At 65.1% G+C, this 11,658-nt stretch carries 10 protein-coding genes and 1 pseudogene; 6 read left to right on the top strand and 5 right to left on the bottom strand.

Features of this window, described 5'->3' with window-relative positions:
• Positions 1 to 57: 57 nt before the first annotated feature.
• The 3 genes and pseudogenes from phoU to E3374_RS15360 all read left to right on the top strand — a co-directional run.
• Positions 58 to 732 (top strand): phosphate signaling complex protein PhoU, encoded by a 675-nt coding sequence (gene phoU, locus E3374_RS15370; RefSeq protein ID WP_136689831.1) that lies wholly within the window; start codon positions 58 to 60, stop codon positions 730 to 732.
• On the top strand, positions 732 to 1,697 hold the full coding sequence (locus E3374_RS15365; RefSeq protein ID WP_136689830.1) for an AbrB/MazE/SpoVT family DNA-binding domain-containing protein: 966 nt from the start codon (positions 732 to 734) through the stop codon (positions 1,695 to 1,697). Before phoU ends, E3374_RS15365 begins: the two co-directional genes overlap by 1 nt.
• Before the next feature lie 173 nt (positions 1,698 to 1,870).
• Positions 1,871 to 2,164 (top strand): annotated as a pseudogene (locus E3374_RS15360) (RNA-guided endonuclease TnpB family protein); the annotation flags it as partial.
• Positions 2,165 to 2,196: 32 nt separating this feature from the next.
• On the opposite strand, the gene E3374_RS15355 reads toward E3374_RS15360, so the two are convergent.
• The 3 genes from E3374_RS15355 to E3374_RS15345 all read right to left on the bottom strand — a co-directional run bounded on the left by E3374_RS15355 (position 2,197) and on the right by E3374_RS15345 (position 5,279).
• On the bottom strand, positions 2,197 to 2,961 hold the full coding sequence (locus tag E3374_RS15355) for a DUF7260 family protein (RefSeq protein ID WP_136689829.1): 765 nt from the start codon (positions 2,959 to 2,961) through the stop codon (positions 2,197 to 2,199).
• A 348-nt stretch (positions 2,962 to 3,309) separates the two neighbouring features.
• Positions 3,310 to 4,392, bottom strand: a complete 1,083-nt coding sequence (locus E3374_RS15350; RefSeq protein ID WP_136689828.1) for a hemolysin family protein — start codon at positions 4,390 to 4,392, stop codon at positions 3,310 to 3,312.
• Between the two features lie 83 nt (positions 4,393 to 4,475).
• Entirely contained in the window at positions 4,476 to 5,279 is an 804-nt protein-coding gene (locus E3374_RS15345; RefSeq protein ID WP_136689827.1) for a COX15/CtaA family protein, read from the bottom strand.
• Between the two features lie 113 nt (positions 5,280 to 5,392).
• Between E3374_RS15345 and E3374_RS15340 the strand changes: the two genes are divergently transcribed.
• Positions 5,393 to 7,648, top strand: a complete 2,256-nt coding sequence (locus tag E3374_RS15340; protein WP_136689826.1) for an NADP-dependent malic enzyme — start codon at positions 5,393 to 5,395, stop codon at positions 7,646 to 7,648.
• Between the two features lie 124 nt (positions 7,649 to 7,772).
• Here the strand turns inward: E3374_RS15340 and E3374_RS15335 are convergent, their stop codons facing one another.
• On the bottom strand, positions 7,773 to 8,396 hold the full coding sequence (locus E3374_RS15335; RefSeq protein WP_136689825.1) for a ribonuclease H family protein: 624 nt from the start codon (positions 8,394 to 8,396) through the stop codon (positions 7,773 to 7,775).
• Between the two features lie 185 nt (positions 8,397 to 8,581).
• On the opposite strand from E3374_RS15335, the gene E3374_RS15330 reads away from it, so the two are divergent.
• Positions 8,582 to 9,679 carry an NADH:flavin oxidoreductase/NADH oxidase gene (locus tag E3374_RS15330; RefSeq protein ID WP_136689824.1) on the top strand — a complete coding sequence of 366 codons (1,098 nt, stop codon included), beginning with the start codon at positions 8,582 to 8,584 and terminating at the stop codon, positions 9,677 to 9,679.
• A 36-nt stretch (positions 9,680 to 9,715) separates the two neighbouring features.
• Positions 9,716 to 10,543, top strand: coding sequence for a universal stress protein (locus E3374_RS15325; protein ID WP_136689823.1), 828 nt, complete (start codon positions 9,716 to 9,718; stop codon positions 10,541 to 10,543).
• A 27-nt stretch (positions 10,544 to 10,570) separates the two neighbouring features.
• Here E3374_RS15325 and E3374_RS15320 read toward each other — a convergent pair whose 3' ends face one another.
• A complete protein-coding gene (locus E3374_RS15320; RefSeq protein WP_136689822.1) occupies positions 10,571 to 11,407 on the bottom strand; it encodes a sugar phosphate isomerase/epimerase family protein in 837 nt (278 codons plus the stop codon).
• Between the last annotated feature and the right edge of the window lie 251 nt (positions 11,408 to 11,658).

Below are 11,658 nucleotides of genomic sequence, written 5' to 3'. Positions count from 1 at the left end.
AGAATCCCGAAAGTCAACGCGTCGAAGATTACATTACCGGCAAGTTCGGGTGATACCATGGCACGAGAGGCGTACCGCGAGGCGCTTGTGGCCCTCCGGGAAGCGATCCTCGAGATGGGAGATCTCGTCCTCGACCGTCTTGAGATGGCATTACAGGCCCTCGAAGCGGGTGAGGACGAACTCGCTCGCGAGGTCATCGAGGGCGACGAGGACGTGAACCGACGGTACCTCGAAGTCGAATCACAGTGTATCGACCTCTTCGCGCTGGAGCAACCCGTTGCCGGCGACCTCCGGTTCGTCGCGGCCAGTTTCAAGGTCATCACTGACCTCGAACGGGTCGGTGACCTGGCGGCGAACCTCGGCCGATACACGGTATCGAGCACCCGGACCAACGTGCCAGACATCGATGTCTCCGGGATCGGCCGGACGGCGGCCGATATGCTCGACGACGCCCTGGCGGCCTACGGGACCGAGGACGCGGTGGTCTGTCGGGCCGTCGCCGAGCGCGACGACGACCTGGATGCGCTGTGTCAGCGCGCGAGCGAACGGGTAGTCCGGGACCTGCTGGAACGCGATCCGGAGATGGACGCTTGGGACCTCGAAGCCGTCCTCGACGACGTCGCGAGCGTGCTGTTGACGATCCGGGACCTCGAACGCGTCGGCGATCACGCCGAAAACGTCGCCGCCCGGACGCTGTACGCCCTGGAAGGCGATCCGGAGTTGATCTACTGATGGAGACACGCAAGATACAGCGCGTGGGCGGTTCGACGTTTACCGTCTCGCTGCCCAAAGACTGGGCCCGAAAACAGGGCCTGGAGTCAGGCGAAGAGGTTCGACTATACACCCATCGCGACGGGTCGTTGATCGTCCGCGGCAGGCAGGCCGACGGCGGGAGGCTACAGTCGATCTCGCGGTCCCTCCCCGATCGAACGCCAGAGACCGTCGAACGGGCGATCCGATCAGCCTACGAAGCGGGATTCGAACGGATCACGCTCGTCGCCGAGACGGCGATCACCGACGAACAAAGTCGGGCAGCACGGAGTGTCGCACGAGGACTCGTCGGGATGGACATCGTCGAGTCGGGCGACGAAGCGGTAGTCGTCCGGGCCATGCTCGACCCGTCGGCCGTCTCGATCAGGCAATCGATCGAGCAGGCAGTTTCGATCGTGAGTTCGATGCTGCGAACCACGATCGACGGTCTGGCCGACGACGCTGCGGTCGCGTCACACGTCAGTGATCGGCGGCCGGATGTCGACCGACTACTCGCATTGATCCGGAGACACTACAACCGCTCGTTGGTTTCGTTCGGGGAACTCGACTCGCTGGGCGTCGACCGAGTCGCACTGTCTCGGCATCACCGGACCGCGAACCGGATCGAACGGAGCGCGACGGCGACCATCCACCTCGCGACTGTTCTCGACGACGTCACGCTGTCGGCCAGACAATGCGACGCAGTCGCTGATCGTCTGAACAGCTACCGATCGGCGCTGGAACACGCGACCAAACACGTCTCTGACGCCCACGACGGAGCAGTCATTCCAGCCGACGAATCCGCCAGACAGCCGGTTGCCAACCCCTCGGAAGGCGAGGCGTCGCTGGCGCGGATCGACGACGCCCTCGACCGACTCGACGATCACGTTCGGGCGATCGAGCGAATCAGTGCCCAACCATCCGTCACCGGCGACACCGACCCGTAGCGCGAGTGCCACGTAGGGATCCAGAGACCTATGTAGCACTCATCGCGGTAACAGCGCGGAAACTCACCCGTTCACGGGTGGGAGAAAGCGCGTACGCTCCGTGTGACAACCCACCGACTACGACAGGGCCGACCTCTCGAATATTTTTGAACCATCAAGAACACAGCTGATGTATGGAGAAACGGTGTACTGTCCCGGTCAAACTCGACGTGGACAGTGACGACGCCGCACCCCTCGAAGAGACTGTAGAGGAGTTCCTGTGGGCCGCCAACTACGTCACACGCGACGCTTTCGAGGGTGAATACGTCACCACAAGCAAAACGACGCTTCACGACGACACCTACGAGGACGTGCGCGACGAGACAGCGTTACACAGCAACCACGTCCAAACCGCTTGGAACAAGGCCGCTGACGCCCGAAAAAGCGTTGTAGAGACGTGGAAACAGGGCGAGAAGGCGCCGATGCCGCTAGTCGAGGGCACGACGTCACCTTCGAGAGATCAGCCCTGACAGCGATTGCGGTGATACCGGATCGTCTCCAGACACGCAGCGACGTCGGCAAGGACCGGTGTCGTCGTCTCCATGTCGTCATAAAGGTATTCGAGAAGTTCGAGTTCGGTCCCGTCGACGTCGGCCACTGACCGGCCGTGTATCTGTTCCTGTCGCTCCGTCGCGAGATCGGCACATCGCGACTCCAGCCGTTCGAGCGTCCTGTCGATCCGTGACAGTGATTCGGTTTCCGATGTCGAATCGATCCGGGACCCCACCTCGACGGCTGTCGTTTCGATTCCGTCGAGTCGCTCCGCGTATCGCCCCAGGCTGTCCCGTTCACGTTCGACGTACTGGCACAACCGACTGCGTTCGTCGCGGGCGCGCTTGCAGGCGTCGACGAACGCGTTGTAGACAGTCGGCACGAGTGTCTCGCCGTCGACGATCTGTCGAGCCAGCGGGTGCCCACATTCGGCCGCCAGGTTCTCCCGGAGGGACTCACCGTACTCCGAATCGTAGTGTACAACCCCCATGACCGTCTCGCGATACGCCGTTCGGAGCTTCTGGAGGCGCCGCGACGACTGGCTAGCTACCGATCGGACGACTGTCGTCGATCCACCCGTCCGGACGGTCGTCGGACCGGGTCCGTCGACCTGGATCCGGCTGACCCTGGTCAGGAGCGTTCGGAACGCATCGCGTTCCGTGTCCAAGAGCTCACACTCCCGTTGGGCACGGGTGAGCGCCCGTTCGATCGTCGGTTGAGTCGTCTCCGTCATCGACGGACACACCTCGATCGAGTGGTTCCGTGCCGGCCGACTGGACCACGTTTCTCCCGTCGCCGCCGGCCGACCGCCGCTGCTCGCGGATGGGTCCAGTCCAGAGGGCCGAACCGTCGCGCTGAAAGGGGGATCGACAACACACCGATTGCTGGATCATCGTTCCCCCTTAGGTGCTACTATGAGTCCTATATGCAGCTATATCCTGGCATATACGACTCGTTGGATCGACAACGACGGGGAACAAGGGAACCGAATGAGCCTTCGGAGACGGCTGACAGGGATAGCGTATCAACCGATCTGCCTCCGTCGGCCCGAAACAGAGCAATATTCGGCCGTATCGTCCGTTCACTCTTCGAGTGTAGTGAGGCGACGCGTGTCGATCGGATCCTCCACGTCACCCATGACCGATTCCAGCAAGTCCGTCACTGTCACCATGCCCACAACCTCGCCGTCCTCGATAACCAGGGCAAGTTCCTGGTTCTCGGCCTGGAACTGATCGATCGCGTCGCTGACGTCGACGTCCGGCGAGAGTGTCATCGGCGGCGCCGCGAGATCGGCAAAGTCCATGTCTCCCGTGGCGACCTCTTCCCGATAGCGCGTCAGGACAGGCACGTAAATGATCCCCACGAAGTCGGCCAATCCCTCGCCGATCAGCGGATAGCGGGTGTGTGGATGCTCCTCCATCAGGCGGAAGTTCTCCGCGGGATCGACGTCCGTCGAGAGAGCGACGATCTCCTCGGCGTCGATCATGACCTCTCGAACCGGCTGCTCGCCGATCGCCAGTGCATTCATCACTTCCTCGCGGCGTTCCTCGTTGAGGCCACCCTCTTCGAGGGCAGATCCCACGCGGTTGCGCAGGTCCGCTCGGGACTCGATGACGTCCTCCTCGGTCTCGAGCCACGCGCCCGTCATCTCGACACCGAACAGTTTCAGTGTGAGTTTGGCGATGCCGTCGCCCAGCGAGATGATGGGGGAGATCAGGAAGTGAAACCAGTACAGCGGGACGGCGCCGTACTTCGAAACCCAGCGCGAACGCTCGACGCCGAGGTACGTCGGCGTCTGCTCGCCGTGGGTCAGATGGACGAGATTGATGATGAGGAAGGCGATGATCCCACCCGAACCGATCGACGCCAGGACGGTGTTGTGGAACAGCGGTTCAAAGATCGCCGCCAGCGCCGGCTCGGCGACGATCCCGACGGCGATGCTGGAGGCTGTGATCCCGACCTGACAGGTCGTCAGATACAGTTCGAGGTCCTGGGTCATCTCCCAGGCGCGCCGGAGTCCGGGGTGGGAACCGTCACCAACGAACTCCTCTTCGGTGTACTGGCGGGCACGCGTCAGGGCGAACTCGATCGCGACGAAGAAGCCGTTGGTCAGGATGAGGGCCACACCGGCTACTAGGCGGACAGTGAGTTCGAACGATTCCATCGGGCCCTGATTGTGTCAGGGAGGGTTTATATGTGGCGTTCGATGGGATCGGCACGGACTGCTGTCGCGACAATCCAGGTCGCTCAGCTGACGGCACCGTCACTCCGCCAGACGCCAGCTGTACTCGCGACGAGGGCGCCGAAGACGACGACCCCGGCTAGCAGATAGGCCGCGCGATGGACCGTCGATCCGGCGAGCAGGTGACGACCTAGATAGACCGTCGGGACCAGCGCGACGACGGCGACAACGGGAGCGTGACGATATCGCGCCGGGAACGCCGGGCGGCCGACCACCACGAGCGCAACCACCGCGAGGACGAGTACGAGCAAGACTGCGTACTGCAGCGTCTGGACCACCGGCGTGTAACTGCTGATGAACGGCGGCGTCAGCAGGACCTGGACGGGGAAGAGCGCCAGCGTGACGACGGCAGCGGCTCTGAGATGTCGCCGCCGAATCACGTCCGCCCAGCTCGTCACCAGCGCGAACGCGAACGCGGCGAAGATGGTAAAGGCCGTCCAGAAGTGGGCTGTCAACACGGGGAAGGTGAAGTTGACGACCGTCTGTTGGCCGAGAACGACCTGTAGGGGCGTCAGGAGGGCGCCGACCGTCAGCGCGTTGCGGATCTTCGGGGGGACGTCCCGGCGCCAGGCCTCGATCGCCGACCCGACGATGAACAGCCCGCCGACGCCGGCGACGACGCGGTGGATCCACTCGAAGAAACTCGGGAACGACTCGGGGAAGAGGTTCAGGATACCACCGTCACAGACCGGCCAGCGCGCCTCACAGGCCAGCCCCGCCCCGTAGGACTTCGTCGCGATCCCCAGCAGGATCGTCGCGAAGACGAACGCCGTCGTGACGGCAACGAGATAACGAAACCGCCGATTCATGGGGAACCATTGGATCGGGATCCACTTAGCCTCCGTCATTCCGGCGAGTCATCTTCCGTTGATCATGCGGCCCTCCCACATACCTTTTTGTCGCTGGCTGACAGGCATTTCCCATGGGACTCGAAGAGGACGCACGCGAGTATCACCGACGCGAACCGCCCGGGAAACTCGAGATCGCCACGACCAAGCCGACCAACACTCAACGGGACCTCAGTCTGGCGTACTCGCCGGGTGTCGCCGGCCCGTGCCGGGAGATCGACGCCGACCCGACCGACGTCTTCGAGTACACCTCGAAGGGAAACCTCGTCGCCGTCGTCTCGAACGGCAGCGCGACGCTTGGCCTGGGTGACATCGGACCGCTCGCTTCCAAGCCAGTCATGGAGGGCAAAGGCGTGTTGTTCAAGCGCTTCGCAGACGTCGATGTCTTCGACCTGGAGGTCGACACCGAGGATCCTGCAGAGATAATCAACATCGTCGAGGCCTTAGAGCCCACGTTCGGCGGTATCAACCTCGAAGATATCGCCGCGCCGGCGTGTTTCACCGTCGAAGAGGCACTCAAGGAATCGCTGTCGATCCCCGTCTTTCACGACGACCAACACGGGACGGCGATCATCTCGGGGGCAGCGCTCCTGAACGCCGCCGACATCGTCGGAAAGGGCCTCGCCGACCTCGACGTGGTGTTCTCGGGCGCCGGGGCGAGCGCGATCGCGACGGCACGCTTCTTCGATTCGCTGGGCGTCCCGCGAGAGCGGATCACGATGGTCGACTCCGGCGGGATCGTGACTGGGGAGCGGGCCGCGGCCGGCGACGTCAACGAGTACAAGGCCGAGTTCGCGAGCGATCGACCGGCGGGTGATCTGGCCGACGCGATGGACGGCGCGGATGTCTTCGTCGGCCTGTCGGTCGGCGGGATCGTCGACCCGGAGATGGTCGCCTCGATGGCCGAGGATCCGATGGTCTTCCCGATGGCCAACCCTGACCCGGAGATCGACTATCCCGACGCGAAGGCGGCTGGCAAGGGGACGACCATCGTCGCGACCGGCCGATCAGACTACCCGAACCAGGTCAACAACGTTCTCGGGTTTCCCTTCATCTTCCGGGGGGCCCTGGACGCCCGCGCTCGCACTATCAACGAGGAGATGAAGGTCGCTGCCGCCGAGGCGCTGGCCGCGCTGGCCCGCGAGGACGTCCCGGACGCAGTCGTGAGCGCCTACGGCGGCGAACCGATCCAGTTCGGTCCCGAGTACGTCATTCCCAAGCCACTGGACCCACGGGTCCTCTTCGAGGTGGCCCCTGCCGTCGCCAGGGCTGCCATCGAGTCCGGTGGGGCACGTCGTAAACCCGACCTCGACACCTACGTCGAGTCCCTGGAAGCACGGCTGGGCAAGTCCCGGGAGATGATGCGAATCGTCCTCAACAAGGCAAAGAGCGATCCCCAACGCGTGGTTCTCGCCGAGGGCAACGACGACGCGATGATCCGGGCGGCCTACCAGCTCGTCGACCGGGGAATCGCCGAGCCGATCCTCGTGGGCGATCGCGAGTGGATCCGGGCGAGCGCAGATCGCCTCGGTCTCTCGTTCGATCCGACGGTAGTCGACCTGAGCGACGAGGACGTCGACCGGTACGCCGATCGCCTCTACGAACTCCGCAAGCGGAAAGGTGTCTCCCGCAACGAGGCGCGGGAACTGCTGACCGACGGGGACTACCTCGCCAGTGTCATGGTCGAAACCGGCGACGCCGACGCCATGCTGACGGGTGCGACCAACCACTATCCCTCCGCGTTGCGCCCGCCACTGGAAGTCGTCGGAACGGCCCCCGACACCGACTACGTCGCAGGCGTGTACATGCTCACCTTCCGGAACCAGGTGCTGTTCGTCGCCGACGCGACCGTCAACCCTGACCCGAACGCGGACGTGCTGACCGAAATCACCTGCCATACGGCCGAGCTCGCCCGGCAGTTCAACGTCGACCCGCGGGCGGCGTTGCTGTCCTACAGTGACTTCGGAAGCGTCGACGACGAGCGGACCAGAGTCCCGCGGGAGGCCGCCCGACGGCTGCGAGACGATCCGACGGTTGAGGTCCCCGTCGACGGCGAGATGCAGGCCGACACGGCCCTGCTCCGTGAGGCCCTGACGGGTACCTACGAGTTTTCCGACCTCGACGATCCGGCCAACGTCCTGATCTTCCCGAGCCTCGAAGCAGGTAACATTGCCTACAAACTACTCCAGAACCTCGCGGGAGCCGGCGCAGTCGGGCCGATGCTGGCGGGGATGGACCGCCCCGTCCACGTCGTCCAGCACGGCGACGACGTCGAGGACATCGTCAACCTGGCCGGTGTAGCGGTCGTCGACGCCCAGGCGGAGCAGTAACTCGCCGCGGGCCGACGTTCCCTACCGACGGACTCAGTCGTCAATCGGGCACCACAGGTGGAAGCCGAACCGATCAGTCGTCGGTCGGGTACCACAGGTGGAAGTTGAACCCATCCCGAACCGATCAGTCGTCGGCCGGTCGATCGGCGCGTGAGGGTGGCGGAACACGCTCGTCGCCGCTCCGGGGCGGTTCGGGCCGGAGACACTGCTCGGGTTCGTGATTGACGTGGGCGTACTCCGCGGGCGTGTTGGCGAGGGGATGGGCCGGATTTACGCCGCTGTCGATCCGTGCCGCTCGGAGTGACTCGAATCCGCTGATCCGGGCTCTGATCCCCCGCCAGTGGTGACGGGTCGCGGGCGGGACGGAAAGTCGGTGGGGCGTCTCGTTGTCGGGGTGGCGGGCGGCCAGTCTCGCCGCGTTGACGTTGCCGGCCAGTTCGTCGTGGTCGACGAGGACGCCCACCCGAGCCCGTCGGGGTGCCCGCGCCGCGAGGACGTCCAGCCCGAGGTGCAACGCCCGATACTCCGCGACGTTGTTGTCCGGCACCACGTCGGGCACTGACAGGCGAGCGACGCGCTCGCCGTCCCTGGTCTCGATCACGACGCCGAGTCCGCCCTCGGAACCCCGGAAGGAACCGTCAGTCGCCAGGTAGAAGTCACGGTGGTGTGTCCGCGGCGGATGGGCGATGTGGGGCGTCGGAGAATCGTCGAACAGGTCGCGCAACGTCGGCCGGCCGTATGCGGCCATGTCTATCGTTCGCGGGCGAGGCCTTGTAAATCTTCCTTGGATGGTAATCGTTGCCAAACGTAGATCTTCCTCGGATCCCGAAGTGTAGTCTGGGACGATACGATCGAACTCTCCACGCGGCCCAGCTATCCGATCCAGAGTCCGAGTCGGGACGTTCTTCAGGCGCGGAACCGAACTCTGGCAGGATGACACCGGACCTCTTCTCGCCGCTTGAACTGCGCGACGTAGCCGCCCCCAACCGCGTGATGGTCTCGCCGATGTGCCAGTACTCCTGTGAGGAACGCGACGGAATCCCGACCGACTGGCACCGCGTCCACCTCGGTAGCCGGGCCGTCGGCGGTGCGGGGATCGTCATGAGCGAGGCGACGGGGGTCGAGCCGCGTGGTCGCATCTCCCCGGCGGACACCGGGATCTGGTCGGACGAACAGGTCGAGGCCTGGCAACCGATCACGGAGTTCATCTCCGGACAGGGAGCGATCCCGGCGATCCAGCTGGCCCACGCGGGCCGGAAAGCGTCCAAGACCCGGCCCTGGGAGGGTAGCGAGCCCGTCCAGCCGGCCGACGGCGGCTGGGAGACGATCGGCCCGAGCGGAACGGCCTGGCCCTACGACGATCCGGCACCGCCCCATCGCCGTATGGATCAAGAAGACATCGCGGACGTGATCGAGGCCTTCCGGACGGGAGCCGAGAACGCCCTGACGGCCGGCTTCGAGATCGCGGAGGTCCACGCCGCCCACGGGTATCTCCTCCACGAGTTCCTCTCGCCGGTCACCAACGACCGCGACGACGAGTACGGCGGGAACTTCGAGAACCGGACGCGACTGCTCCGGGAGGTCGTCGCGGCTGTCCGGGCGGTCTGGCCAGACGGAAAGCCCGTGTTCGTCCGGATCTCCGCGACGGACTGGTTCGACGATCAGGACTCCTGGACGCTCGAACAGTCCGTCCGGCTGGCCGGCGACCTCGCCGCGGCCGGCGTCGACCTGATCGACGTGAGTTCCGGCGGCATCGCGCCGGACTCCTCTCCCACCGATGCCGGGCCCGGCTATCAGGTACCCCACGCCGAACGTCTTCGGGAGGAGACGCCGTCTTCGCTACGCGTCGGTGCTGTCGGCGCGATCACGACATCACAGCAGGCAGACGAGCTCGTCCGGAACGAACGTGCCGACCTGGCGATCGTCGGCCGGGAGCACCTCCGGGACCCGTACTTCACGTTGCGGGCGGCGGCCGAACTCGACGCCCTGGACCGCGTTCGCGTGCCGCCCCAGTACGACCGCGCTTTCTGAGACAGGCTTTTCCGGGAACCGGACGTACTTGCCGGTATGGTCGAACGGATCCTGTTCCCGACGGACGGCAGCGCGGGCGCGATGTCGACGCTCGAACACGCCCTGGATCTGGCGGCGGATCACGACGCTGGCGTCCACATCCTGACCGTCGACGGGGGCGGCGGGGAGCCCCCGGGACGGGAGGTCCTCGAACTGGCGACGGACCGTGTCCGGGATCGGGGTCTCGAAGTCGAGACGACGCTCCGGGAGGGGCGCCCGTACCGGGAAATCCTCGACCTCGCCGAGGAGGCGGGCATCGACCTGATCGTGATGCCGACCCACGGACGGACCGGACTGGAACGACTTCTGTTGGGAAGCGTCACGGCCCGGGTCATGCGACTCGCCGACGTACCCGTCCTCACCGCCTGTCCCGACGCCGAGTTGCGCTATCCCTACCGACGCGTCCTGGTCCCGACCGACGGAAGCCAGTGTGCGGCTGCGGCCCTGGACGTCGGCGTCGAACTGGCCGAAACGGCAAACGTCCCGCTTTCGGCACTGTCGGTCGTCGAAACGCCCGGGTCGGACGGCAACGTTCACCCGTCGGGCGAACGCGAGCGCCGAGAAAACCTGGCCGAACGGGCCGTCGAGTCGGCCGCGTCGACTGCCCGCGGACGGGTCTCCGAGGTTTCGACCGCCGTCGTTGGCGGCCGTTCGATCCCGGCGACGATCCGGGAACACGCCGCGGAAGAGCGGGCCGATCTGATCGTGCTCGGGACGCACGGCCGAGCCGGACTGGATCGTTATCTCTTCGGTGGTGTCACGGAAAAGCTGGTCCGGACGTCCGACGTACCCGTCTTGACCGTCAGGGAACCGGAAGGCGAGTGAGTGACGCCCTCGTCAAGTGAACGGCTGTCACAGCGATACGCCGACGTCCGCAGCGACGTCCCTGACGTGGGTCGTCGCCCGCTCGTAGGCTGTCTCGCTCTCTAGGTGTTCGAGCAGAATCGGGACGTCGAGGCCGTGGTCGTCCAGTGCCGACAGCAGGGTGTGGATGTCGAACTCGCCGTCGCCAGGGACGACTTCGTCGATGTGGACGGTCAGTTCGTGGCGTACTATCGCGTCCTTGAGGTGGACGACGGCGATGTCCGCGGCAAAAGCTTCGACGAACTCACGGACGAACTCGGCATTGTGGGCGACTCGTTCCGGACTGGTGAGCATGTTCACCGGATCGAAGTGGACGCCGAACGCCTCGCGATCGACCGCCTCGAGGAGCCGCCGCTGGCTCTCGATCGAGTGGGGCGGCACCGACGGCATCGGCTCGAGCGTATAGACCGTCCGAGTCGGCTCGACACGGTCGATGATCTCCCTGACGGACTCGACAATGCGGTCGAACGTTTCCGCCGAGAAGTTCGCGGAATGGGGGCCATCCCACGCGTCGCCGCGCGAACCGGCAACGTTGACACAGCAAGTCGCACCGAGTTCCTCGGCGAGTTCGAGGTGCCGGGCGCAGGCGTCGATCGCCCGTTCGCGCTCGTCGGAATCGTCGCTGATCGGATTGCTCCCCCAGGCACCGACCTCGGCGATCTCGACGCCCGCCGCTGCGGCCGTCTCGCGATAGTCTGCTACCGTCTCGGCGTCGGCGTCCGAATCGATCGGCGCCGGAGCCGTCCGATATCCGCCGTCATCGAGTGCGTCGATCCAGGAGTCGGGATCGTTCCCCCCAACGTCGGCGTTGACTCCGAGTCGCATACCTCGACCCCGTTCGGCCGGGAGAAAAACCTGCCGGCGAACCCGGTTCGAACTCTCCTGGACCCACCAGCCCGCGCGACGACGATCTGATGACGACAGTTGTCTCGACGTCCGGTTGGTCGACCGTGTCCGACAGAATCGTCAGGCCGACGCCGTCCGAGTTGAATGTGATTCTCACGCATAGGAATTCCACACTCCGTATCCCACCGTTCGATCTCCCTGGGGAGAAATCAATCGTGATAATTTGTCCG

Source organism: Halorhabdus amylolytica (genome assembly GCF_004944975.1).
Classification (GTDB): Archaea; Halobacteriota; Halobacteria; order Halobacteriales; family Haloarculaceae; genus Halorhabdus; species Halorhabdus amylolytica.
The sequence above is the reverse complement of the archived record's forward strand: the minus strand, read 5'-3'. Positions and strand labels throughout refer to the sequence as shown.

Bases quoted from the DNA above. Each gene is read 5' to 3' on its own strand.
- phoU (WP_136689831.1), top strand. From the start codon at position 58: ATGGCACGAGAGGCGTACCGCGAGGCGCTTGTGGCCCTCCGGGAAGCG.
- E3374_RS15365 (WP_136689830.1), top strand. From the start codon at position 732: ATGGAGACACGCAAGATACAGCGCGTGGGCGGTTCGACGTTTACCGTC.
- E3374_RS15355 (WP_136689829.1), bottom strand. From the start codon at position 2,961: ATGACGGAGACGACTCAACCGACGATCGAACGGGCGCTCACCCGTGCC.
- E3374_RS15350 (WP_136689828.1), bottom strand. From the start codon at position 4,392: ATGGAATCGTTCGAACTCACTGTCCGCCTAGTAGCCGGTGTGGCCCTC.
- E3374_RS15345 (WP_136689827.1), bottom strand. From the start codon at position 5,279: ATGAATCGGCGGTTTCGTTATCTCGTTGCCGTCACGACGGCGTTCGTC.
- E3374_RS15340 (WP_136689826.1), top strand. From the start codon at position 5,393: ATGGGACTCGAAGAGGACGCACGCGAGTATCACCGACGCGAACCGCCC.
- E3374_RS15335 (WP_136689825.1), bottom strand. From the start codon at position 8,396: ATGGCCGCATACGGCCGGCCGACGTTGCGCGACCTGTTCGACGATTCT.
- E3374_RS15330 (WP_136689824.1), top strand. From the start codon at position 8,582: ATGACACCGGACCTCTTCTCGCCGCTTGAACTGCGCGACGTAGCCGCC.
- E3374_RS15325 (WP_136689823.1), top strand. From the start codon at position 9,716: ATGGTCGAACGGATCCTGTTCCCGACGGACGGCAGCGCGGGCGCGATG.
- E3374_RS15320 (WP_136689822.1), bottom strand. From the start codon at position 11,407: ATGCGACTCGGAGTCAACGCCGACGTTGGGGGGAACGATCCCGACTCC.